Here is a 23,976-nt window from a genome sequence, read left to right on the forward strand (position 1 = left end):
GTGAGGCATCTGCAAGGGAGCCCACCATGACCCAAGCCACCGCCATCACCTACCCGCTCGCCGTGCGCGGCGCTGTGCTCCGCAGCACCGGATCGGCCACACCCTATGTCGACTCGCGTCCCCTGACGATCGAGGATCTCGCGCTGCAGGCACCCGGGCCCCACGAGGTGTTGGTGCGGATCGAGGCAGCGGGCCTGTGCCACTCCGACCTCTCGGTCATCAACGGCTCACGCCCGCGCCCGCTCCCGATGCTGCTCGGCCACGAAGCCGCGGGCATCGTCGAGGACCTCGGTCAGGCCGTCAGCGACCTCGAGCGCGGACAGCGGGTCGTCATGGTCTTCCTCCCGCGCTGCGGCGAGTGCGCAGGCTGCTCGACCGACGGTCGCCGACCCTGCGAGCGAGGTTCGGCGACCAACGCGGCCGGCACGCTGCTCGACGGCGGACACCGGATCACCGCGCCCGGTCCGCAGGTCCAGCACCACCTCGGCGTCTCAGGCTTCGCGACCCACGCCGTCGTGGACCGTCGCTCGGTCGTCCCGGTGGACGCCGACGTCCCGGCGCCCGTCGCCGCGGTGCTCGGGTGCGCTCTGCTCACCGGCGGCGGAGCGGTCCTCAACGTGCGTCGGCCGACCCGTTCCGATTCTGTCGCTGTGGTGGGCCTGGGTGGCGTCGGGATGGCGGCACTCATCACCGCGCGAGCCCTCGGCGTCGAGCGGCTCGTCGCGATCGACCATCTTCCGGAGAAGCTGGCCCGCGCGAGCCAGCTCGGCGCGACCGAGGTGCACACCCCCGAAGAGGCCGCCGACCGTGGCGTCACCGCCGACCTGGTGATCGAGGCGGCCGGCCACCCGCGCGCATTCGAGACCGCCGTCTCCGCCACCGCCGTCGGCGGCACCATGGTCACGGTCGGTCTGCCGGCGCCGGGGGACGTCTCCTCGATCGAACCCCTCGGCATCACGGCGGGAGCGCGGTCGATCGTCGGGTCCTACCTGGGCTCGGCGGTGCCCGACCGCGACATCCCCCTCTACGTCGATCTCTGGCGCGCCGGGCGCCTCGACGTCGAGGCGCTCGTCTCGGCGTCCATCGGTCTCGACGACGTCAACGCGGCCATGGACAGCCTCGCCGCCGGCCACGCCGTCCGTCAGGTCATCACCTTCTGAGTCAGCAGGTCCGAAAGGCAACCCCATGAAGCACGAGCTCTACCCCGGGACCGTCGCCGGGACCGTCGAGGTCGACGGCGCGGTCGTCGGGTACCAGGACGCGGGCGAGCAGCGGCCCGGTCGGCCCGTGGTCGTGATGATCCACGGCACCGGAGGCTCCGTGGAGTCACACTTCTTCACGCTTTTCCCGATGCTCGCGTCGCGGAGCCGGGTGGTCGGCATCGACCTCGGCGACACCGGCGGCGGCCCCCTGGACCTGGACCACCTGGTGGCGCAGGTGCTGGCGGTGCTCGACGAGCGGTGCCCGGGCGAGAGCGTGAGCCTCCTGGGGTACTCGATGGGATCCTGCGTGGCGTCGGCGACCGCGGCGGCCCACCCGGCACGCGTCGAGTCGCTCGTGCTGCTGAACGGCTGGGCACGGACCGACAACGCGATGCGTCTGAGGTTCGACCTGTGGCAGCGGCTACACACACTGGAGGACCGAAGCCACTTCCGGACATTCATGGTGATGAACGTCTACGGTCGTGCCTTCCTCAACTCCATCCCCTACATCGGCCCGCGCCCGTGGTCGCAGGTCGAGCAGATGTGCGACGACTACGCCACCGGACCGTCGGCGGCCCGCCACATGGAGATGAACTCCCGCATGGACATCGCCGACCGCGTCGTCGACATCGCCTGCCGGACCCTGGTCATCGGCTCCCGCGGCGACCAGCTCGTGCCGCTGGAGCACAGCCACGAGCTGTTCGGCGCCATCGCCGGATCCACCCTGGCCGAGGTGGCAGGCGGGCACGCGTCCGTCACCGAGCGGCCGGCCCACCTGTTCCACCTGGTCGACCGGTTCCTGCGCGAACCGGGCGCCTTCACGCCCGGAGCGCGCGTCGACGACGACGTGGTCCTCCAGCTCGCCGCCTTCGAGAGGAAGTCCGCATGACCGCGACCCAGCACCCCCCCTTCGACGACGAGACGACCGTGCACGACGTCGTCATCATCGGCACCGGCTTCTCGGGTCTCGCGATGGCGGTCCAGCTGAAGCGCCGGAGGAACGACTCCTTCGTCCTCCTGGAGCGCGCCAACGACGTCGGCGGCACCTGGCGCGACAACACCTATCCCGGAGCCGCGTGCGACCAGCCCTCGCACATGTACTCCTTCTCCTTCCGGCTCAACCCGGACTGGTCGAGCATCTTCTCCGAGCAGCCCGAGATCCTCGCCTACCTGCAGGCGACAGCGCGCGAGGAGGACCTGCTCTCACACGTCCGCTTCGGGGCCGACGTCGAGCTTGCCTCGTGGGACGCGTCGAGCCACACCTGGAGCGTGCGCACGAGCCGCGGCACCGTCCGCGGGAGGGTGCTGGTCTCGGCGGCGGGCCTGCTGTCCGAGCCGCGGCTGCCCGACATCCCCGGCCTCGCCGACTTCCGGGGTGACGTCTTCCACTCGGCGCGCTGGGACGAGAGCGCCGACCTCGACGGACGCCGGGTCGGCGTCATCGGGACCGGCGCCTCGGGCATCCAGATCGTGCCCCGCATTGCGCCGCTCGTTGACCGGCTGTTCGTCTTCCAGCGCACCCCGCACTGGGTCACGCCCCGCGGCGACCACCGGTACAGCGAGCTGGAGAGGCGCATGTACCGGCGCAACCCCGAGAAGCTCCAAGAGCTCCGGACCGCGATGTTCTGGGAGAACGAGGAGCGCTTCGCCCAGCGAGCCGGTATCCCGCTGCTGCTGGCCAAGGTGGAGAACGTTGCCCTGACCCTCCTGGAGGAGCAGGTCCCGGACGCCGAGCTTCGCGCCCGCCTTACCCCCGACTACGCGATCGGCTGCAAGCGGATCCTCAAGTCGAGCGACTACTACCCGGCCCTCATGCGCGAGAACGTCGAGCTCGTGACGGGCGGGATCTCGCACATCGATCACGACGCGGTCGTCGACGCGGCCGGCGTGCGGCACGAGATTGACGTGCTCGTGCTCGCCACCGGGTTCGAGGCGACCGAGCCGCCGATCGCCCAGCACATCGAGGCCCACGGTCAGACCCTCGCGGAGCGCTGGGCGGGCGGGGCCGAGGCCTACCAGACCACCTCCGTCAGCGGTTTCCCGAACCTGTTCCTGATCGGCGGACCCAACACCGGGATCGGTCACAACTCGCAGGTCTACATGTTCGAGGCGCAGGTCGAGCACATCCTCGGTGTCCTGGACCTGATGAGCACGCGTGGCGTCGACGCCGTCGAGGTCTCACGCAGCGCGGAGGTCGCCTTCATCGAGGCGATGGAGGCCAAGGCCGCGACGACCGTCTGGATGACCGGCGGCTGCCAGACCTGGTACATCGACGACCGCAACGGACGGCTGACGACGCTCTGGCCCGACTACTCGCACACGTTCCAGGAGCAGATCCCGTGGGTCGACGCCGAGAGCTACGTGTCCGTCTGACGGGTCGTCGGCGGCCTCTCGCGGGGCTCCGTGGAGCGGCTCTGCGAACGGTTCGAGGCGACGATTGGTGAGGCCGGGGCGCCGGCGTCCACGAAGTGGCAGACGCTGCTTACCGTGAGCCCGGTACGCCGACGGTAGTCGTCGCCGAGTCCGAGGTCCGCGAAGCACCGCTTGCAGCCGAGCAGATGCAGGCCGATGTAGCCGCGCACGTCGAGGTGACCGTTGACGTCGACGTCGTCTGGTTCGACGGTGTGCTCGAGCAATCGTCGTGCCCCGACCGCGACGTCGAGCGGGGAACCTCGATGCGCGCGGTCATGCCTGGGTTCGGGCCCGCGCGGCTCAGGCCGGCGTGAGGTCGGCCAGCCTGACGACCTGACCGCCGTCGGCGACGACGTTCGAGCCGGTCATGAAGCCCGCCTCCTCGCTCGCGAGGAAGGCGATGACCTGAGCGATCTCGTCCGGGTGGGCGGGACGCTGCATAAGGTTGGCGCTGATGGGCCGGCCCTCGAACTCCGGCGACCCGAAGAGGTACTCGGTCATGGGCGTGCGCACCCAGCCCGGGAGGACCGCGTTGACACGGACGCCGACGGCGGCCAGCTCGACCGCCGCGTATCGCGTGAAGCCAATGAGCCCGCTCTTGGACACGCCGTAGGGAACGGCCTCGGGCTCGGCCTGGAGCGCGTTGATCGAGGCGACGTTGACGATGCTGCCTCGCGACTCCGACAGCAGCGGCGCCGCCGCCGCGGCGGCGACGACCGGACCGACCAGGTTGATGGCCAACGCCTCCGTGACGTCCGCGTCGGTGAGCTCGGTCAGGGGCTTCATCGTGCCCAGCACGCCGTGGGCGCACACGAGCACGTCGAGCCGCCCGTGGCGTCCGCGGACGGTCTCGACCACGTGCTCGGCCGCGGCCGTCGTTGACATGTCGGCGACGACGTACGACCCCGGGCCGCCCTCGAGCCCGTCGATGGTGGCCCGCAAACGGGCCTCGTCGCGCCCGGTCACCACGACGGCCCACCCCCGGCTGGCCAGCAGACGTGCGGTCGACTGACCGATGCCGCTCCCGCCACCGGTCACGAGCGCGACGCGCTGAACCTCGTTGCTGCGTGCGGTCATGGGGCGCCTCCTCGAGCCTGCGTCCAGAGGACGCGTATATGATTAGCAGAACCCTACTGGTCGTTAGGTGAGGCTAGCACGGGACTCTCTTCCCACGCGCGGAATCGCAGCGCTTGCAGGGCTCTGTCCACCAGGGGCTGAGGCTAGAGTGTCGAAGGAAGCTCGACTGTAGCCAGCAAGAACCATTGACCATTTTTCCTAACATTCGTTAGGTTCAACTTATGCAGATCTCCAGCTTTGGCGAGCGGCCCGTCGACCTCGGCCCCGTCCTCGCACGCGTTCCGGGATCGGTCGAGCACATGGAGCGCGCGCGTCGAGTCATCCCGCGCGGCATGTCCTCCCGTGGTCGGCTGCGTTCCGTGCCTGTGGCGTTCGAGCGTGGCCGGGGCGCTTACCTCGTGGACGTCGACGGCAACGAGTACGTCGACCTCGTGCTGGCGCTCGGTCCGATGCTGCTGGGTCACCACCCTGAGCACGTCATCGAGGCCGCCGTGCGCCAGATGGACCACGGACTCCAGTTCGGCGGTCAGAGCCTGGGTGAGGTGGAGCTGGCCGAGCGGATCGTGGCGCACGTCCCCTCCGCGGAGAAGGTCTTGCTGACCAACACCGGGTCAGAGGCGGTGCAGACGGCCGCACGGGTCGCGATGGGGGCAACGGGGCGTCACGTGATCCTCAAGTTCGAGGGCCACTACCACGGATGGATCGACCCGTTCTTCATCAACAGCCCGGGGGTCGCGGCTGCCGCCGACCAGCGGGCGCCCATCCCGGTCGTGCACAACATCGCCGGTCAGCCCACGTCGGCCGACGTCGTGGTCGCGGCCTGGAACGACGTCGCCGACTTCGATCGCATCATGGCCGAGATCGGGCACCGGGTCGCTGCGGTCCTCATGGAGCCGATCCCGTTCAACTTCGGCTCGATGCACGCCGCCCCTGGCTACCTCGAGCACGTCGCCATGCAGACGAGGAGGCACGGAGCCCTGCTGATCTTCGACGAGGTCGTGTCCGGCTTCCGGATGGGTCTCGGCGGGGCGCAGGCCATGGTCGGGGTCACGCCCGACCTCAGCATCTTCGCGAAGGCGATCGCCGCGGGGTTCCCGATCGCCGCCGTCGCGGGCAGTGACGCGGCGATGGAGTGCGTGAGCAACGGGTCGGTGACGCACGGTGGCACGTACAACGGTCTGCCCTTCTCCGTCGCCGCCGCGATCGCGACTATCGACCACCTGGCCGAGCGCGGGGACGTGCTGTACCCGCAACTGCAGGCTCGCGGGTCCCAGCTCGCCGACGGGCTTCGCGCGCTGGGCGCGAAGCACTCCGCCCCGCTCGTGGTCAACCAGATCGGCTCGGTCCTGCAGACCTTCTGGGCACCGCACCTGCCCATCGGCAACTACGCCGACGCGGCGACCTCCCATGCTGGCCCGATCGCGGCCATCAACGAGCTGGTGCTGGCCGAGGGGGTGCACGTGGCTCCGCGTGGTATCACGTTCATCTCCACCGAGCACACGAGCGAGGACATCGACCGAGCGCTGAGCGGGTTCGATGCAGCGATGCAGCGATACCTCGGCTGAGAGGGCCTCAGAATGATGTGCGCAGTGCCGCAGACCCGAGCGCCCAGGCTTGATCAGCGAGCTGGTCCGTCGGTGTCTCGTTCGACTCGGCCCACGCCGTGGTCCGGTCGCACAGCGTCAGTAGGGCGCGCGAGCGCAGCACCGGGTGCGGACCGGGGAAGGCCTCGGCCACGAGGCTCGTGACGACGTCGAGGTAGAGCTGGCGCAGCCCGTTGAAGACCTCGACCTGGTCGGCCTCGAGGTGCTTCTCGAGCGTGTGTGCCGCTGCGAGCGAGTCCCATGCGCCGGCGCGCTCGGCGAAGCTCACCTGCCAAGTCACGTGCTGGCGCACGATCTGCTCGAGCTGCTGCTCGGGGAGGAGGTCGAGATCGACAACCTGGCGGATGAAGGCCTGGAAGTCGGAGAGGACCTCCGTCATCGCGGCAATGAGCAACTCGGGCTTGCCCCCGAAGTACTCGTAGATGCTGGGTGCGCGGATGCCGCACGCGTCAGCGATGATGCGCATCGAGCTCGCCGCGTACCCGTCCTCGGCGAACAGCCGGATGGCCGTCTCGAGGATCTGGCGGCGGGTGGAGCTCGCGGGCGGAACAACGGGCGGCTTCGCCGCTACCAGGAAGCGGAGCATGGCCTGCTCGGTGCTGATGACCGGTGCGGGTGTGGTCATGACGTCCTTGATCTCGCAACGGGCAGGCCCGCGGCCTGAGGTGTGTCCACCCTAACGTACTGTCGTCCGTGTCGTGATGGCGAGAAGGCCTCATCCCTAGGAGCCAACCGCCTTCGCCCGACGCACACGTTCAGGTCTAACCGGCAGACCACCAAACATGCGTTAGGTGAGTTTGTCCGGCGTTCGCCCCGGTATCCGGTGCCGTCGGTACTGCATGCGTTCGGGCGCTCGGTGGCGGGAACTGCCCCATGCCAGAGAAGTGGGCTGGAGCGACGTCATTACCGAGAGTCTCGTCGCGGCGGTCTCGTCGCGCCGCTCGTGGGTTTCGGCAGCATCACAGGCATGAGTCCCGAACGTACATTAGGAGAAGAATCTGGATGCGATTCCCCTGCGCCAGGAGATTTGTACGACGAAGTACTGGCGTACGAGCCGGATCTCTGATTAATGTTCCCGAACACCCGTTAGGAGCGCGCTTGTGCTCGTACAGCGGGGTAGACATACGTCGGCGTAGGAGAAGGGGACCATCACATGTCATCCGTTCAGGATCCGGTGCCGTTGCAGCCGCAGCACGGCGCATCGGGCGGTGAGTTCCGCAGGGACATGGGCCTGCTCTCGACGCTGTCGCTGGGCTTCACCTACCTCTCGCCACTGGCCGCCATCTGCGCGCTGATGCCCTTCGCGCTCGTCACAGGCGGTCCAGCGGCCATCTGGTGGATCGCTATCGCCGCCGTCGGCCAGCTGCTGGTGGCGCTCGTGTTCGGCGAGGTCGTGTCTCAGTACCCGATCTCCGGCGGCCTCTACCCCTGGAGCCGGCGTCTGTGGGGCCGCAAGTACGCCTGGCTAGCCGCGTGGATCTACCTCGCTGCGCTGGTCGTGACCATCACGTCAGTGGCGCAGTTCGGCGTCGTCTTCGTCACGAGCTTCTTCGGCATCGAGTGGTCGACCTCGGTGAACCTGATCGTCGCAGTGGCCCTGATCGTGACCGGCTTCGCCATCAACATCGCCGGCACCCGCACGCTCGGCACGGTCGTCAAGGTCGGGTTCTTCGCCGAGATTGCGGGCGTCATCGTGTACGGCGTCTACCTGCTCGTCTTCGAGCGGCACAACTCGCCGTCGGTCTTCCTCGACTCGCTCGGTGCGGGAGGCGACGCCAGCTACTTCTCGACCTTCCTTCTCGCCGGTCTCACCGGCCTGTTCCTCTTCTACGGCTTCGAGGCGTGCGGCGACGTGGCGGAGGAGGTCAGCGACCCGGCCCGCCAGATCCCGAAGGCCATGTACCTCACCATCGTGGTCGGCGGAGGCTCGGCGGCCCTGGGCTTCATCGGCTTCATCCTCGCCGCGCCCGACCTGCAGTCCATCGTCGACGGGGAGGTAGCCGATCCCGTCTCGTCGATCCTCGACGCGACGGTCGGCACCGTCGGCGCCAAGGTCTTCCTCGGCATCGCCATCACCGTGTTCGTCGCCTGCATCCTGTCGCTGCAGGCGGCGTTGAGCCGCCTGATCTTCTCCTTCTCCCGCGACGACATGCTGCCCGGGAGCAGGTGGCTCAAGGTCGTCGACCAGCGCAGCCAGGTCCCGCGCAACGCCCTGATCCTGTGCTGCGTCCTGCCCTCCGTGCTGTGCCTATGGGTGTACTTCCAGGCCGACAGCCTGACCCGCATCACCTCGTTCGCCGTCATCGCGATCTACGTCGCCTTCCAGATGGTCGTGCTCGCCGCACTGCGTCAGCGCCTGAAGGGCTGGCGCCCAGCCGGCCCCTGGAACCTCGGCGCAGCCGGCTTCGCGGTCAACGTCGCGGCGCTCGTCTACGGCGTCCTCGCCATCATCCTCCTGGCCCGACCCGGCGACGCGTCGCTCGGCTTCGTGGACCGCTACGTGGTCCTGCTCGGACTGGGCGTGGTCCTCGTGGCCGGCCTCGCGTTCATGGTCCTCGCCAAGCCCTACGAGAACTCCGAGGGCCCCGAGGGAGACGCCGTGGAGGTGGCGGCGCGACTGCGTTCAAGCCACCAAGCCTGATTTGTCAACGCAACCCACGAAGGAGCACCTCATGCCCAAGCCCACCCCGAACGGTCCCGCCAGCGCGCCGATGCTCTACGAGTTCGAGCTGATCACCGAGTCCAAGATCCAGACCGAGGAGGACCTGGACGTCCTCGCCACCGGCATCTGCGAGCTCTTCACGGACGACGTACTGCTGGAGGACCTGTCCACGGACGAGGTCACGCGAGGCCAGGACCAGCTGCACGACTTCTGCAAGCAGCTGTTCGGCCCCTACTCGAACGTGAAGATCGAGGCCAAGGAGGTCATCGACTCGCCCAACGTGTCGACGATGGTCATCGAGATCTCCGGCGACCACACCGGCGAGTTGTACGGCTACCCCGCGACCGGTCGTCGGGTGTCGTTTCCGGCCGTAGCGATCTACCGCACGAACGATGACAACACGAAGGTGCGTCACGAGACCCTCGCGTACGACACGAACGTCATCATCGAGCAGATCAAGGGCTGATCATGTTCGGACTCGACGGCAAGACCGCTGTCGTCACCGGCGCGGGCTCCGGCATCGGGCGGGCCTGCGCCGTCCGGATGGCGCAGGCCGGTGCCTTCGTGGTCGGGCTGGACCTCGACGAGGCCTCGGCGGTCGAGACGGCTCGAACGACCGGCGGGCTGGGCGTGGGGGTCGACGTCTCCAACAGCGACGCGATGGATGCGGTCTTCGCCGACATCGCCGCGAGCCGGGGCGGCATCGACGTCCTCGTCAACAACGCGGGGATCGCGCTCGATCTGGTGGCGATCGCGGACACCGAGCCCGAACACCTCATGAGGCACCTCGAGGTGAACACGCTCGGCGTGCTCAACGGCCTGCGCCACGGCGGCAGCCGCATGAACGACGGCGGGGCCGTCGTCAACACCTCGTCCGTCCTGGGCGTGTTCGGCGTCTCCGGCTACGCCTCCTACGCGACGTCTAAGTTCGGCGTCATCGGTCTGACCAAGGTGGCGGCTGTCGAGCTCGGACCTCGCGGCATCAGAGTGAACGCCGTCTGCCCGACCACCGTCGACACCCCGATGCTGTACTCGTTCCCGGCAGGGGCGCAGGAGGCGAAGGTCTTCGGCGACGCCGCGACGCTCGGCGGCATCATCGACGCTGAGCAGGTCGCTGCGCTCGTGCACTTCCTGGTGGCTGACGACTGCCCAGTGTTGTCGGGTCTCGCGATCCCCATCGACAAGGGCATCACCGCCGGCGTCAGCCAGACCCGGTGGGACCGCGGCGCGAGCTGAGACTCGTCACCACGAGGAGGACCTGCATGTTGGTACGTACCGCCGACGGCGTTGACATCGCCTACGCCATTCAAGGAGACGGCGGCGGCAACCGCGACACCGTGGTCCTCGTCAACGGACTGGGCGATCCGATGGAGGCGTGGGACCAGCAGGTGCCAGCGCTGACCGACGCCGGCTACCGCGTCGTAACCCTCAACAACCGAGGGGTGAGTCCCTCCTCGGCGCCGCCGGGGCCGTACTCGATCGAGCAGATGGCCGACGACGTCCACGAGGTCGTGCAGGCAGTCCGCCCGGGTCAGCCGTTCCATCTCGTCGGAGTCTCGCTGGGAGGGGCGGTGGCGCAGCGGTACGCCCTCGACCACCCCGCCGAGCTGGCCTCGCTGACCTTGCTGTCGACGTTCGCGGAGCCGGGCGCGCACTTTCGTTCCGTCATCAGGTTGTGGCGCGAAGCGATCGGCCAGCTCGGTCTCGCGTTCGTCATGCGCGATGCGGTCACCCGGTGCCTGACGCCGGAGTTCTACCTCGAGCATCCGGACGAGGTCCGGTCGATAGAGGAGGATCTGGAGCTGGTCGACATGTCCGTCGCCGCCTTCATCGCACAGCTCGACGCCATCGAGGCGACAGACCTGACAGCCGAGCTTGCTTCCATCGACGTACCGACCCGGCTCGTCATTGCTCGGGACGACCAGCTGATCCACTCGAGCCTCGGCCACGTCGTCGCAGAGACTATTCCGGGAGCAAGCGTCGTCAGTGTGCCAGGAGGTCACCTCTCGTTCGTCGAGAGAGCGGAGGAAGTAGACGCTGCAATCCTCGCGTCTCTCCGCTCTTGACGGATAGCGTTGCACTACGCGGCGCGACAGGCTCCTGGGTGCGAGCAACGTCCGGGTCACAGACGGCGTACGCCGACTACGTCACCGGGTGAAGCCGACTGATTCGCCTCGGCGGCCCAACGTGACGGGTCGGTGAGCGCGCTGCGCCGTGCCGACCCGCTTGATGGTGATCCAAGCCCTGGTTCGCTGAGCCTCGTTCTGATTCCGTCCCTGCCGATGTCGAACGGGGTTCTAGAAGTGGCCCTGACCTGCGGACCATGAGACTTGGTGACGCGTAGTGATCGCGCCGAAAGATACCCTTAGGTGGTGGGTTAGAGTCCCACCGGGACCTACCAAACGTTGACCCGGTCGCCTCGCGGGCCTACGGCGACGTCAGCGTCGACGGCGACATAGCCGCCACGAGCATCCCGATCTTCCGCCTCGACGGCACCACGCTGCAGGAGCCCGACCTCTCCGGGGGCGGCAACGAGGTGGTCCTGACGGGCTCGGGCGTGTTCTTGACCGACGGTGCAGCCACTTTGCTGAACGACACCTTCGGCATCAACGACCTGAGCGGCGAGGTCAAGGTCGGGGTCGCTACCATCACCGCCAAGACCGGCTGACAATCCCGCGAACCTGATCGTCCTCGCTACCTACCCGCGACGCGATCAGAACCCGCCTCGGGGCCGCCAGGCCGTCGCGCTCAATCCTTCCGGATTGGGGACGCGACGGGCTGGCTCTGTCACACCCCGCGCCTGACGCTGACGTGCGCTGCCAGCGTGACCTCGGGGGCCGCCGGACGACGACCACGCCTGGTTGTCGGTCGTCGACGCTGCGCTCGTGCCTAGGCCTTCGCGGGTGCGGGTGCAGCAGTAGTGGGTCGAACAAGGTCGGTTTCTTACCTGTGGCGTGGTCGACGGGTCTGGTTGCGTCGCAATCACGTGGAGCAGCGTGCAACGACTCGAGCGCGCACCGCGGCTCGCGAGGCCCGGCCGCAACCGCCCGATCGGCTCATGGCCGAGTACCCGACCAGTAGCGCGACCGACCAGTTCGCGGCATGGTCGGGCAGAGCCGCCCGAGGTACGTTGCGCGTGTGCGGAGACTCCCCATGTATGCCGAGCCCAGATGGGTTCTCGTCACTGCCATGAGCACTTTGCTTGTCGTCCTCATTCTCGACGCCCCCTGGTGGCTTCGGGCGGTGGTCCTTGCGCTGGGCGCGTTCATGGTTGTCACCGCACTGGGGAACATCGCGCGCGAGCGCCAAGAGCGCGACAGGTCGATTTAGCGCTCCTTCGCCCCACGTCGGCACGACCGCGCAGCGCGGCATGGTCGGGCGGCTACCGGCCGTTGCGCCGGTCAGTCGCATTGGCCCATCGGAAGACGACGATGAGTCCGAGGACGCAAACCACGAAGCCCGCAACGCCAGCAAAAACCCGCAATGCCAAAGCCGTACCCGCAGACTGCGACACGTTGAACAGCAGTGAGACAGCCGCAGAGCCGCCGATGCCGAAAAGGATGATGGCCCAGACCGGCCACGAGCGATACCCAGCAGAGGCGGCCATGAGCCGACCCTAGAAGGTGCGCCCGCTCATCGGCATGTGCGGGCGGTTGAGGGAGCTGAAGCGATCGGTGTTGCGGCTCGTTTACGGCTCAAGAAGCGACTGCGGTTGCTCGCCTCGCGACCTGATATGACGGGAGACGTCACCTGTGGACAGGATCGGGACGGGCCGCTGACCTGCTACTTTCGGGAGCAAGAGGTTGTCGTCCGTAGGCGCGTCGGGACGGCAACGGGCACCCCGTCTGAGCCCTACGGATCAGAAGATCCAGGTGAACGGACTCAGTTCGGTCCGGGAGGAAAGAGCTTAACCCGCGGGTACGCGTCGGAAGACTGCCTCCAGGTCCGTGAAGGGTCGGCTCGTTAACGGGTCAAGTTCAGCGATGGGACCTGAGGTGCTCGCCGACAGATGCCGATCGGGCTCCGGTGAAACTCCGGTGAAACGGCCGGTCTGGGTCGGTCCTGGTCGGTCTTCCTCAGGTCCTCCTGTACAGGTTCTCGTGCGTTTGCGCAGGTCAGCGGCTTGCGGCCAGCATGGAAGTCCCACCGTCAAATCACCTACTCGTAATGATTAGGTCGTCAGTTCGATTCTGACAGGCGGCTCCGGCGAACAGCCCCTGACCTGCAGAGATGCGGTCAGGGGCCGTTGTCTTTCCTCGACCCTGGCCGCAAGCTCCGGTGAAACCTGGGTCGAACTCGCCGGCGGTGATGGACACCCGTCGGTCCTGGTCGGCTCCCGTGCGTCCTCGATCGCGCCGCGGGAAGGGCCCGAAAGTGGGGGGCTGTACCCCTGGATGCGGAAATCGTCCGTCTGGCCTGACGCGATCCGCACGTCGTGCTGACACCTTCCTGACTTCGCGTTCCTACCGTCGGCGCATGATCGCCGCACCCCGCTCGCGCTCTCGCGCCGTCCCCGCTCTCGCCGTGCTCACGCTCGGCCTGCTCATGGCTGCCTGCGGCTCGCACCCCGACGAGCCGCAGGTCGCCAGCCTGCCCGAGACCGCGCTCCCCGCGCCGACCACCACCGGGCCGGGCGCGGCGCCGTCCGCGGCCGACCCGGCCGGCCCGGTCGAGGGTCAAGCCGCGGGCACCGACGAACGCCCGGTGTTCCGGGTCGACGACACCGAGCAGCGACGGCGGCAGGTCTGGAACGCCTACAACGCCTGCCTGCTCGGCCACGGCGCCACGGAGCCACAGGGGGAGATGGGCGTCGGGCTCGGCGACTCGTTGGTCGACTATGCCAACGCGCCACGCTCGGCGCTCGAGGCCTGCGCCCACCTCGAGCCGCGGCAGCCGCCGGCTCTGGACGCTGCGACCAACCCCGACTTCCGGCAGGACACGCAGGCCTACGTCGCCTGCCTGGCCGGGCGCGGGCTGTTCGTCACCCTGCTGGGCGACGACAGCCCGGACTGGACCTACACCGAGGGCCACCCCGTACCCGACGACTCGGCGCAGATCGAGCAGGACTGCCTCGTCGAGGCCTACGGGGCCGGGTGATGGCGCGCCGGGGAGCCCTCGTTGCGGGGCTGGCCGTCGTCGTCCTGACGGGCGGGGCCGGTGCCGTCGTCTCGGTCCACGCCGCCCGCGACGACGCCGGGCCGGGCCCGGCGAGCGGGACCACCGTCCGGCGGACCGTCGAGGTCACCCGCGGTGACCTGCGCCTCAGCACCCGCGTGGACGGCGAGCTCGGCCACGGCGTCGCCACCACCGTCACCGGTCGCGGCGAGGGCATCGTGACCTGGCTGCCGCGCCGCGGGCTCGGCGTCGGACGCGGCGAGCAGCTCTACCGCGTCGACGACGCCCCGGTCGCCGTGCTCTTCGGCGACCTGCCGCTCTACCGCACCCTCGTCCTCCCCGACCCGTCGTTGCGTCAGGAGCCCGCCGGGGCGCCCGGGCGCGACCAGGGCGACGCGGGCGACGGGGCCGACGCGGGCGACGCGGACGACGCGGACGACGCGGAGAAGCCGCCGCCCGAGCCCCCGCAGACCGGCCGCGACGTCGACCTGGTCGCTGCGAACCTCGCGGCCCTCGGGCTGTGGGACGGCCCCACCACCGACGCGACCTATGACGAGGCCCTCGCCGACGCTGTCGAGCAGTGGCGCGGCTCGCCCGTGCTCGAGCCCGGCGACGTCGTGGTCACCCACGGCGCGGTGCGCGTCGAGGACGTGCTCGCGCAGGTGGGTGGCGACGCGGCGGGCGAGGTCGTGACGGTGACCGGCACCGAGCGCACGCTCGTCCTCCAGGTCCCGCCCGAGCTGGCCTCCGAGCTCGAGCCCGGGCGCGGCGTCATGGTGACCCTCGCCGACGGGTCCCGGGCCCGCACCGCCGTCCGCTCCGTGGGCGCCCGAGCCACGGACGACGCCGACGGCGGCCCGCCCACGGTCGCCGTCACGCTCGCACCGCGTCGCCCGGTCGCCGTCGCCGACGCCCCGCTCGGCGCCGTCACGGCCGAGGTCCTGACGGCGGCACGCACCGACGTCCTGCGGGTGCCGATCACCGCGCTGCTCGCCCTGGCCGGCGGCGGCTACGCACTCGAGCGACCCGACGGCCGGCTCGTGCCGGTGCGCCTGGGCATGGTCGCCGGCGGCCGGGCCGAGCTGCTCGGCGACGCCGTGGCCGCGGGCGACGTCGTGGTGGTGGCCGGGTGAGCGGCGCCGTGACCACCGTGAGTCCCCCGGTGCTCCGCCTCGAGGCGGTGCGTCGGGTCCACCCGGGCGGGGTCGTCGCGCTGCGCGGCGTCAGCCTCGAGGTCGCGGCCGGAGACGACCTGGCCATCGTGGGGCCGTCGGGGTCGGGCAAGTCGACGCTGCTGCACCTGATGGGCACCCTCGACCGGCCCACCTCGGGCATCGTCCACCTCGGCGGGCACGACACCGCGGGGCTGCGCGACGCCGAGCTGTCGCGCCTGCGCGCACGCCAGCTCGGCTTCGTGTTCCAGCACTCCCACCTGGCCGAGCGGCTCGACGCGGTCGCCAACGTGGCCACCGGCCTGCTGTACGCCGGCGTCCCACGTCGTCGCCGGCGCGCCCGGGCCCTCGAGGCCCTCGACCGGGTGGGCCTCGCGCACCGGGCGGGTCACCTGCCCGGGCAGCTGTCCGGCGGCGAGCGGCAGCGGGTCGGCATCGCCCGCGCGCTGGTCAACGAGCCCGCGCTTGTCCTGGCCGACGAGCCCACCGGGGCCCTCGACCAGGCCACGGGCCGGCAGGTGCTCGACCTCTTCCGTGAGGTGCACGCCCAGGGCACGACGATCGCGCTCATCACCCACGACCCCGGGGTCGCGGCGGTGTTCTCCCGCCGCGTCGAGATCCGCGACGGGGTGCTCACCGAGGTCGCGACCGGCGTCGCGGGAGCGCGCGCATGAGCGCGCTGGTCGACGCCCTCGTGCTGGGCTGGCACGGTGTCACCGGCCGTCCTGGTCGCGCCGTCCTCAGCGCGTTGGGCATCGCGCTCGGCATCGCGACGCTGGTGCTCGTGACCGGCATCCCGGCGAGCGGGCAGGCCGACCTCGAGCGTCGCCTCGACGACCTCGGCACCAACCTGCTCGTCGCCCAGCCCACGGGCACGGGCTCGGGTCAGCCCCCCTCGACGCTCGACCCGGCGGCCGCTGCCTCCGTCCGGCGGATCGGCCCGGTCGAGGAGGCCACGGCCGTGGCCAACCTCAACGTGCGCGTGCTGCGCGACGACCTCGCCGACCCCAACACCACCGCCGGTATCACCGCCCTGGCCGCGGGCCCCGACCTGCTGGGCCCCCTCGACGCGCGGGTCGCCGACGGCGTCTTCCTCACCGACGCCACCGAGCACCTCGGTGCCGTGGTGCTCGGGGCGAGCGCCGCGGAGTGGCTCGGCGTCACCTCTGTCGACCTGCAGCAGCCGCGCCGGATCAAGGTGGGCCCGGCCTGGCTCACCGTCGTCGGCGTGCTCGCCCCGACGCCGCTCACGCCCGAGCTCGACCAGTCCGTCGTGGTCGGGTGGGGCACGGCGCGCGCCGAGCTCGGCTCCGACGGCCGGCCCACCGTGGTCTACGTGCGCGCCGTCGAGTCGCAGGTCGAGGCCGTGCGTGCCGTGCTCCCGGCCACCCTCGACCCGGCCACCCCCGGCCTGCTCGGGGTGAGCCGGCCCTCTGACGTCCTGACCGCCAAGCGGGCCACCCAGGGCACGTTCTCCGGGTTGTTCCTGGGCCTGGCCGCGGTCGCGCTCGCCGTGGGCGGGGTCGGCGTGGCCAACACGATGATCGTCTCGGTGCTCGAACGTCGGCGCGAGATCGGGCTGCGCCGCGCGCTCGGCGCCACGCGGCGCGACGTCCGGCGGCAGTTCCTGGTCGAGGCCGTCCTGCTCTCGCTGCTCGGCGGGGCAGCCGGCACGCTGGTCGGGCTCGCGGGTTCGCTGGGCTGGGCCGTGTCGCGAGGGTGGCCGGCCGTCGTCTCGCTGCAGGCGGTGGCCGCGGGCGTCGTCGGTGCGGTGGTCGTCGGCGCGCTGGCCGGCCTCTACCCGGCGGTGCGGGCCTCGCGCCTGGCCCCGACCGAGGCGCTGGCCGTGTGAGTGGCTTCCCGAGCGGGCAGGCATAGGGTCGGGCCGTGGCGCGAGTACTGGTCGCCGAGGACGACGCCAAGCAGGCCGAGCTGGTCCGCCGCTACGCCGTCGCCGAGGGGCACGAGGTCACCGTCGTCGGCGGCGGGCGCGAGGCCGTCGACGCCGTCCGCCGGCGCGTGCCGGACCTGTTGGTGCTCGACGTGATGATGCCCGGGATGGACGGCCTCGACGTGTGCCGCATCCTGCGCGCCGACCCGGCCACGCAGGACGTGCCGATCCTCATGCTCACCGCCCGCGCCACCGAGGACGACCTGCTCCACGGGCTCGACCTCGGCGCCGACGACTACCTGACCAAGCCCTACAGCCCGCGCGAGCTGATGGCGCGGGTCCGGTCGCTGCTGCGCCGGCACCGGCGCCACGGCGTCGACCCCGCGCGGCCGACGGTGGTGCTCGGACCCTTGAGCGTCGACCCGGGCACCCACCAGGTGCGCTGGCACGGCGACGTCGTGGTGTGCACGCCCGGCGAGCTCACGCTGCTCGAGACGATGGCCGCCGAACCCGGGCGCGTCTTCACCCGCGAGCAGCTGCTGTCCCGGCTGCACGGGCACGGCGACGCCGCCTACGTCTCGCCGCGCACCGTCGACGTGCACGTCGCCAACCTGCGCAAGAAGCTGGCGCCGGGCCTGGTGCGCACCGTGCACAGGGTCGGCTACGCGGCGGTGGACCCCTCGTGAGGGTGCCGTGGCGCCGCAGCCTCGTCGTCCGGCTGTTCCTGGCAGTCGCCGCCATCGTGCTGCTGGCCGTGGCGGCCACCACGTGGGCCACGGTGAACGCCACCTCGGTCGCCCTCAGCGAGGACCGGCGAGACTCCCTGCACGCCGACGCCCGCGCCTACGACGAGCTGCTCGAGCACGCCGCCACGCACCGGTCGTGGCGGGGAGCCGCCCGCCTCGTCGCGGAGCTGTCGGAGGAGATCGGCGGACCGGTCACCGTCACCGACCTCGAGGGGCAGGTGCTGGCCGACTCCGAGCGCCGCACCGGCGTCCGGGACCCGGCCGATGCGCGCGCCACCCTCGACGCACTCGACGTCGACGCGGTGCTGCGCGACACGCTGCGGTCCACGCTGCCCCCGGAGGACGACGTCGTCGCGGTGCCGGCCGAGTGCGCGAGCGGCACCGCATGCCGGCTGAGCGTGGTGCCGGCGAGCGGCCTGATCGACGGGCGCGTCCGTGGCCCCTTCGCCGCTGGCGGCGACGTCGCCGCGTGGCGCGACCTCGAGCGGCGCATCGACCGGTGCCTCGACGCCGCCGGCCTCCCGGACGCGGTCGCGGTGCGCGAGGACTTCGCGGTGCTGGTGCCCTTCGACCGCGCCGCCCCGACCGTCGCCCGGTGCGCCGACCAGTCCCGCCGCGCCGTCCTGACCCCGTACGTCGCGCCGCCCGCACTGCTGTTCGTCGGCGACGAGGCGGCCCCGCCCGAGGTGCTGTGGGACCTCTCGCGCGACAGCCAGGTGCGCGTCGGCCTGCTCGCCGGCGGCGTGCTGGCCGCGACCCTGCTGCTGTGCGCACTCCTGGCCGGCAGCGTCGTCCGGCCGCTCCGCCGCATGACCGCGACCGCGCAACGGGCCGGCGACGGCGACCTGTCGGCCCGGGTGTCCGAAGGTCGTCGCGACGAGGTCGGTGTCCTGGCCGCGGCGTTCAACCGGATGGCGGCGCGACGCGAGGCCGACCACGACGCCCGGGTGCGCCTGACCAGCGACGTGTCGCACGAGCTGCGCACCCCGCTGGCCAACGTGCGCGGCTGGCTCGAGGCCGCGCAGGACGGCCTCGTCGAGACCGACCGGGCGCTGGTCGACAGCCTGCACGACGAGACCGTGCTGCTGCAGCGGCTCGTCGACGACCTCCGCGACCTGGCGGTCGGTGACGCCGGCGGTCTCGTCCTGAACCGCGAGGTGCTCGACCTCGACGCCTTCCTGGCCATGGTCGCGCGCTCGTTCCGGCCCGCCGCCGAGGCCGGCGGCGTGACTCTGTTCGTCACCGCCGAGCCGGACGCGACGGCGTACGCCGACCCGGTGCGCCTGCGCCAGGCCGTCGGCAACCTGGTCGCCAACGCCCTGCAGCACACGCCGTCCGGCGGCACGGTGCGCGTGCACGGAGCCCCCGACAGCGTCGCGGTCGCCGACACCGGTCACGGCATCCCCGCCGACGACCTGCCCCACGTCTTCGACCGCTTCCGCCGCGTCGACCCGTCCCGCAACCGGGCGACCGGCGGCAGCGGCCTGGGGCTGGCGATCGTGCGCCAGATCATCGATGCCCACGGCGGCGCCGTCCGCCTCGACAGCAAGTCCGGCACGGGCACCACCGCCGTCGTCACCCTGCCAGCGGCCAGGTGACGAGCTGCACGTCGCGGGCATCCGGGCTTCTGCTCGAGAGTGTTCAACGCCAACAGGGCCGATGGGACAGGCGGCTCCACCCCGGCTCCCTCTCGCGGGGTGCCGTCGCGTGACCAGGTCGCGGCGTGCTGGGATGGCAGCGTGACGAAGCAACGCAAGGCAGACCAGCGGCTGGTCTTCGTCGTCGTGGCGTCGACCGCGCCGGGGCACTACCCGCACCCGGTCGAGATCGCGCTCCACCCCGACGGCGCGCGGTCGCGGATCTCGTTCTCCATCGGTCCGCACGCCGCGAACGCGGGTGGGCAGCTGCCCCTCGCGAACGTCCTGGACGGGACCGGCCTGAGCCCTCTGTTCGACACGGAGTTCGACGCCGCCGAGCTGCACTGGCTCGTGCCCTATCTCGTGCGCCTCCAGGGCGGCGAGGACGTCACCGAGGAGATCGTCGCGGGCTACGTCGAGCGGCACGGCAAGCGGCCGAGGTGGACCGAGCAGGCGCGCCACGGGGACTGAGTCCCGCGGCTGGTGCCGCGCACGACGGTCCTAGGGGGCGTCGGTCAACCTGGAGTGGTGGAAGCCAGCCTGTTCGACTCCGACGAGCCCGCGGTCGACGCCTCGTTCGGCGGCGCCCGACGCATCGCGCTCGACGACACCTCCTGGGTCGAGGTCGTGCCGGGCTGGTTGACCGGGGCCGACGTCCTCGTCGCGGCGCTGGTGCGGACCGCAGGCTGGGAGCAGCGCCACCGGTGGATGTACGGACGGCGGGTGCTCGAGCCGCGTCTGACGGCGACGTACCCGCACATCGAGCACGCCCCGCACCCGCTGCTGCGCGAGGCCGGCTCGGCGTTGTCGGAGCACTACGGCGTCACCTACGACGGGCTCTGGATCAACCTCTACCGCAGTCACCACGACAGCACCGGCTGGCACGGCGACCGCACCTCGCAGCCGACCACGATCGTGCCGGTGCTGACGCTGGGCGCCCAGCGCCGCTTCCTGCTGCGTCCGGTCGCCGGTGGCGCGAGCACCGTCCTGCGGCCGGTGGCGGGAGATCTCGTGGTGATGGGCGGACGCTGCCAGGCTGACTGGCGCCACGCCGTCCCCAAGCAGGCGACGCCGGCGGGGCCTCGGGTGAGCGTCAACTTCAGCGCCACCGCGCAGAGGTAGGGATGGCGGGCGCGGGCCTGCGGGTCAGCCTCGGTCGACCTGCGCGGAGCTCGTGAGGACGACGCGATCCGCCTGAACGCCCCGGGCACACCCGGTGGGGCGCCGGGTGACAGCCCCGCATCGTCACGACCGGACGCCGGCCCGCCACCTCGGCTGAGGTGACGGGCCGGCGTCGGACCAGCGGTGGGGTCAGCGTCGCTTCACCCGCAGCACGACGACGTTGCTGCTCGCCGCCGTCGTCTGCGGCGTGGCCACGGCCTGCGCCCGGATGCGGTGCACCCCGACGGCCAGCCGCGGCAGGACGACCACCGTGCGTCGACCCGCACGGACGGTCACCGTCGTGACGACCCGGTTGCCGTCGCGGACCACCACGGTCGTCGGACCCGGCGCGGGCGTGGCGAGCGTGACCGTCACCTTGGCCCGCTTGCCGGCCTTGACCTTCTTCATCGGAAGCGCCGCGGTGATGCGTGGCGTGGCCCGCGTGACCCGCACCGTGGCGGTAGCCGTGCTACCCGCGACGGTCGGGGAGCCGGCGTACGTCGCCGACACGAGGTGCGTGCCGACGGGGACGTCGGCGGGCAGGCGGAGCGTCACGCTGCCGCCGGCGAGCGTGCCGGTGACGCGTCGTCCGGCGACCTGGACCGTGACGGCTCCGGTGGCCGCGGGGTCGGCGGCGACGGTGACCTTCGCGGTGGTGGCGGTGCCGTACGTCGTGCCCGTCGAGCCGAGCGTCAGTGCCGTCGTCGACGGGGCCGGGCCGGACCAGGCGAGCGCCGGGGCGAACGTCGTCCGCTGGTGGGCGTCGACCTGCTGCTCCAGGGCGTAGCCCATGCCCAGGACGGTGGCGTCGGACCAGGCGCGGCCGACGATCTGGACGCTGTTGGACTGGCCCTCCTCGTTCTGGCCGATGGGCAGGATCACCGTCGGCAGGCCGACCGACTGGGTGATGACGCCCGAGGCCCGGTCGGAGCTGAAGATCGCCGACGAGGCGTCGTTGTTGCCGATGCTGGTGAGGAAGCCCGGGTAGATGACGGCGTCGACGGGGGCGCCGAAGGCGGTGTCCATCCAGGCCGCGGCGTTGGTCTTGTAGTCGTCACGACGACGCAGCAGGTTGTCGACGCTGGTGTCGTCCATGGGCTGGGCGGTGTAGTTGCCCGACACGTTGTAGGGGAGGTTGGCCTGGCTCTCCATCAGCTGCTTGGTCGTGTAGGGGAACGTCGCCGGCCGGCTCTCGGCGATGTAGCGCTCCCAGCCCTCGGCGCCGGCGCTGCCGGTCGTCGGGTACCCGGCGGCGGGCGGCTGCGTGGGCGAGGTCGGGGCCCCGGTCGGCAGCGGCACCAGGGTGCCGCCGGCGGCCGAGACGGCGGCCTGGGCCTGGGCGAGCGCGACGGCGCCGGCGTTGTCGTCGGTGATCACGCTCGAGACGAACGCGGCCGGGTTGTAGCCGATCACCTTGCCCTGCAGGGCGGAGGACTGCAGCGACGACTTCCACTCGGCCGGGCGCAGCGTGTTGTCGACGCGGCTGGTCAGCAGGTCGTCGGGGTTGTTGCCCGTCGTCCGCGTGGCGGTGGCGTCGAGCATGATCGCCAGGTCGGTGACCGACTTGGTCATCGGGCCCGCGTAGTCGGTGGCCCACGTCAGCGGCATGACGCCGTTGGTGCTCGTCAGGCCGTCGGTGCCGCGGAAGGTCGACAGGCTGGCGCCGGTCGACGGCGCGTACAGCGAGACACCGGTTTGCGTGCCCATCGCGGCCGCGGCCAGGTCGGCGCCCACGGCGGTCGCCGAGCCGCCGCTGGAGCCGAACGACGTCTTCGACGGGTAGAGCGCGTTCCAGGTCTGCTTGAACCCGCTCTCGCTGAACGAGCCGGAGTTGGCGAACTCGGACAGGTTGGTCTTGCCGATGATGACCGCGCCGGCCTCGCGCAGCTTGGCGACCTGCCAGGCGTCGGCCCCGGTGCTCCAGCCCTCCAGGGCGCGCGTGCCGCCCGTGGTCGGCATGTCCTTCGTGTCGTAGAGGTCCTTGAGCGCGATCGGGACGCCGAGCAGGTCGCTCGTCCGCCCGTCCCGGCGGGCCTGGTCGGCCGCCATGGCCTGGGCGACGGCGTCCTTGGCGACGGTGATGAAGGCGTGGAAGCCGAGCGGCCCGTCGTCGTAGGCCTCGATGCGGTCGAGGTAGGCCTTGGTCACCTGCACCGAGGTCACCGTGCCGGCGGCCATGTCGGCCTGCAGGTCGGCGATGGTCTTGCCGGTGACGTCGTAGGCGACGTCGGTGGTGCGCTCGACCTCGAGGTCGACGGCCGGCAGCCGCAGCGGCTGGGCGCCCGTGCACGCGGTGGCGTAGGCCGTGAGGTCCCAGTTCTGCAGGGTGCAGATCTCGTCGGTCGTCAGGTTCGACAGGTCCGGCGTCGCGGCCAGCGCCGCGGCGGCGGCCGGCACGGTGGTGTCCTGCAGCGCACCGGCGACGACGTACTGCACCAGCGACTCGGTCTGGCCGGGCTCGATCGTCAGGTCGCGCACGAAGCCGAGGTCGTTGGCCCGGCTGCCCGTCGGCACGTAGTCGGTGGTGGAGGGGTCGGACTGCTGGTCGCCGAGCCCGTCGACGCCGGAGCCGACGACCACGGCGACGGGCCGGGTGTTGCCCGACGGCGTCGAGACGATCCAGCTGTCGTCGGTGCCGACGACGGCGTCCCCGCTGCTGGTGGCGGTGACGGTGCCCTTGTTGGCCAGGTCGCCGGAGCCGAGGGAGCCGCCGAACGAGACGGCCAGCGAGACCGGCTCGGTGGAGGTGTTGGTGAAGGTGTCGAAGAAGCTGACCGTGTTGGTGGCGCTGGTGACCTGGATCTTGCGGGTCATGGCCACCGAGCCGAGGAGCACCGACGACGTCGATCGGTAGGCGCCGGGGGCGGCCGCGGTGAGGCCGAAGCCGCGCATCATCTGGTCGTTCATCCGCGGCTCCTCGCCGGCGGGCGTGTCGACGTGGACGAACACGCTGCCGAGCGCCTCGGCGCGGGCGCCGCTGATGTTGCGGATCGAGCCCGTGTCGATGCTCGGACGGCGGGCGTCGTTGACGTTGAAGGTGGCGCCGTTGCTGGTCGTCACCGAGGTGATGGCCTGGGCGGACGGGGAGACGGCCAGGGCGGCCAGACCGAGTGCGGCGACGGCCGACGCGGCGACGAGTCGCCGGTGCGGTCGACGCGGTGCCCCGTTGAGGTGGAGTGACATGCGAGGTCAGCAACTTTCCTAGGAGGTCCCGAGATCCGGACCTCGTTCTACGGCTGACATGTCACCGCGAACCGTCGTTGCTGTTGCCTGGCTGTAACGGATGGCGCCGTCCGC

At 71.0% G+C, this 23,976-nt stretch carries 21 protein-coding genes; 17 read left to right on the forward strand and 4 right to left on the reverse strand.

All coding sequences use genetic code 11. The features are described from left to right. Positions 1-26: 26 nt before the first annotated feature. The 4 genes from ABFT23_RS04725 to ABFT23_RS04740 all read left to right on the forward strand — a co-directional run bounded on the left by ABFT23_RS04725 (position 27) and on the right by ABFT23_RS04740 (position 3,928). On the forward strand, positions 27-1,160 hold the full coding sequence (locus tag ABFT23_RS04725) for an alcohol dehydrogenase catalytic domain-containing protein (RefSeq protein WP_347892956.1): 1,134 nt from the start codon (positions 27-29) through the stop codon (positions 1,158-1,160). Between the two features lie 25 nt (positions 1,161-1,185). Next, positions 1,186-2,091 (forward strand): alpha/beta fold hydrolase, encoded by a 906-nt coding sequence (locus tag ABFT23_RS04730; RefSeq protein ID WP_347892958.1) that lies wholly within the window; start codon positions 1,186-1,188, stop codon positions 2,089-2,091. Further along, entirely contained in the window at positions 2,088-3,575 is a 1,488-nt protein-coding gene (locus ABFT23_RS04735; RefSeq protein WP_347892959.1) for a flavin-containing monooxygenase, read from the forward strand. The genes ABFT23_RS04730 and ABFT23_RS04735 overlap by 4 nt, the downstream gene beginning before the upstream one ends. Positions 3,576-3,670: 95 nt before the next feature. Further along, positions 3,671-3,928: a hypothetical protein gene (locus ABFT23_RS04740; protein ID WP_347892960.1), complete on the forward strand. Its 258-nt coding sequence runs from the start codon at positions 3,671-3,673 to the stop codon at positions 3,926-3,928. Here ABFT23_RS04740 and ABFT23_RS04745 read toward each other — a convergent pair. Beyond that, positions 3,915-4,691, reverse strand: coding sequence for an SDR family NAD(P)-dependent oxidoreductase (locus ABFT23_RS04745; RefSeq protein ID WP_347892961.1), 777 nt, complete (start codon positions 4,689-4,691; stop codon positions 3,915-3,917). The genes ABFT23_RS04740 and ABFT23_RS04745 overlap by 14 nt on opposite strands. 359 nt (positions 4,692-5,050) lie before the next feature. On the opposite strand from ABFT23_RS04745, the gene ABFT23_RS04750 reads away from it, so the two are divergent. Next, positions 5,051-6,256, forward strand: a complete 1,206-nt coding sequence (locus ABFT23_RS04750) for an aspartate aminotransferase family protein (protein ID WP_347892963.1) — start codon at positions 5,051-5,053, stop codon at positions 6,254-6,256. Between the two features lie 7 nt (positions 6,257-6,263). Here the strand turns inward: ABFT23_RS04750 and ABFT23_RS04755 are convergent, their stop codons facing one another. Beyond that, positions 6,264-6,881: a TetR/AcrR family transcriptional regulator gene (locus ABFT23_RS04755; RefSeq protein WP_347892965.1), complete on the reverse strand. Its 618-nt coding sequence runs from the start codon at positions 6,879-6,881 to the stop codon at positions 6,264-6,266. A gap of 567 nt (positions 6,882-7,448) precedes the next feature. On the opposite strand from ABFT23_RS04755, the gene ABFT23_RS04760 reads away from it, so the two are divergent. From ABFT23_RS04760 to ABFT23_RS04775, 4 genes are read left to right on the forward strand one after another with little or no spacing between them, the layout of a single operon-like run. Then, complete coding sequence (locus tag ABFT23_RS04760; RefSeq protein WP_347892966.1) at positions 7,449-8,936, forward strand: APC family permease; 1,488 nt, start codon at positions 7,449-7,451, stop codon at positions 8,934-8,936. Positions 8,937-8,967: 31 nt separating this feature from the next. Continuing rightward, a complete protein-coding gene (locus ABFT23_RS04765; RefSeq protein ID WP_347892967.1) occupies positions 8,968-9,423 on the forward strand; it encodes an ester cyclase in 456 nt (151 codons plus the stop codon). Positions 9,424-9,425: 2 nt separating this feature from the next. Further along, complete coding sequence (locus tag ABFT23_RS04770) at positions 9,426-10,193, forward strand: SDR family NAD(P)-dependent oxidoreductase (RefSeq protein ID WP_347892969.1); 768 nt, start codon at positions 9,426-9,428, stop codon at positions 10,191-10,193. Positions 10,194-10,219: 26 nt separating this feature from the next. Next, the gene (locus ABFT23_RS04775; protein WP_347892970.1) at positions 10,220-11,023 is read left to right on the forward strand and encodes an alpha/beta fold hydrolase; all 804 of its coding nucleotides are present in this window, start codon (positions 10,220-10,222) and stop codon (positions 11,021-11,023) included. A gap of 1,316 nt (positions 11,024-12,339) precedes the next feature. Here the strand turns inward: ABFT23_RS04775 and ABFT23_RS04780 are convergent. Then, on the reverse strand, positions 12,340-12,564 hold the full coding sequence (locus ABFT23_RS04780; RefSeq protein WP_347892971.1) for a hypothetical protein: 225 nt from the start codon (positions 12,562-12,564) through the stop codon (positions 12,340-12,342). A gap of 869 nt (positions 12,565-13,433) precedes the next feature. Here ABFT23_RS04780 and ABFT23_RS04785 point away from each other — a divergent pair. The 8 genes from ABFT23_RS04785 to ABFT23_RS04820 all read left to right on the forward strand — a co-directional run bounded on the left by ABFT23_RS04785 (position 13,434) and on the right by ABFT23_RS04820 (position 20,640). After that, a complete protein-coding gene (locus tag ABFT23_RS04785; protein WP_347892972.1) occupies positions 13,434-14,054 on the forward strand; it encodes a hypothetical protein in 621 nt (206 codons plus the stop codon). Next, positions 14,054-15,205, forward strand: coding sequence for a hypothetical protein (locus ABFT23_RS04790; RefSeq protein ID WP_347892974.1), 1,152 nt, complete (start codon positions 14,054-14,056; stop codon positions 15,203-15,205). The genes ABFT23_RS04785 and ABFT23_RS04790 overlap by 1 nt, the downstream gene beginning before the upstream one ends. Positions 15,206-15,213: 8 nt before the next feature. Beyond that, the gene (locus tag ABFT23_RS04795; RefSeq protein ID WP_347892975.1) at positions 15,214-15,918 is read left to right on the forward strand and encodes an ABC transporter ATP-binding protein; all 705 of its coding nucleotides are present in this window, start codon (positions 15,214-15,216) and stop codon (positions 15,916-15,918) included. Continuing rightward, complete coding sequence (locus tag ABFT23_RS04800; RefSeq protein ID WP_347892976.1) at positions 15,915-17,096, forward strand: ABC transporter permease; 1,182 nt, start codon at positions 15,915-15,917, stop codon at positions 17,094-17,096. The genes ABFT23_RS04795 and ABFT23_RS04800 overlap by 4 nt, the downstream gene beginning before the upstream one ends. A 35-nt stretch (positions 17,097-17,131) precedes the next feature. Next, complete coding sequence (locus tag ABFT23_RS04805) at positions 17,132-17,821, forward strand: response regulator transcription factor (RefSeq protein WP_347892978.1); 690 nt, start codon at positions 17,132-17,134, stop codon at positions 17,819-17,821. Further along, positions 17,818-19,479 carry a sensor histidine kinase gene (locus tag ABFT23_RS04810; protein WP_347892980.1) on the forward strand — a complete coding sequence of 554 codons (1,662 nt, stop codon included), beginning with the start codon at positions 17,818-17,820 and terminating at the stop codon, positions 19,477-19,479. Before ABFT23_RS04805 ends, ABFT23_RS04810 begins: the two co-directional genes overlap by 4 nt. Before the next feature lie 141 nt (positions 19,480-19,620). Next, a complete protein-coding gene (locus tag ABFT23_RS04815) occupies positions 19,621-19,989 on the forward strand; it encodes a hypothetical protein (RefSeq protein ID WP_347892982.1) in 369 nt (122 codons plus the stop codon). 57 nt (positions 19,990-20,046) lie between these two features. After that, a complete protein-coding gene (locus ABFT23_RS04820; RefSeq protein ID WP_347892983.1) occupies positions 20,047-20,640 on the forward strand; it encodes an alpha-ketoglutarate-dependent dioxygenase AlkB in 594 nt (197 codons plus the stop codon). A 189-nt stretch (positions 20,641-20,829) separates the two neighbouring features. Here the strand turns inward: ABFT23_RS04820 and ABFT23_RS04825 are convergent, their stop codons facing one another. Next, positions 20,830-23,862 carry an amidase family protein gene (locus ABFT23_RS04825; protein WP_347892985.1) on the reverse strand — a complete coding sequence of 1,011 codons (3,033 nt, stop codon included), beginning with the start codon at positions 23,860-23,862 and terminating at the stop codon, positions 20,830-20,832. Positions 23,863-23,976 lie beyond the last annotated feature (114 nt).

It is taken from the genome of Nocardioides secundeburneus (assembly GCF_039939255.1).
Classification (GTDB): domain Bacteria; phylum Actinomycetota; class Actinomycetes; order Propionibacteriales; family Nocardioidaceae; genus Nocardioides.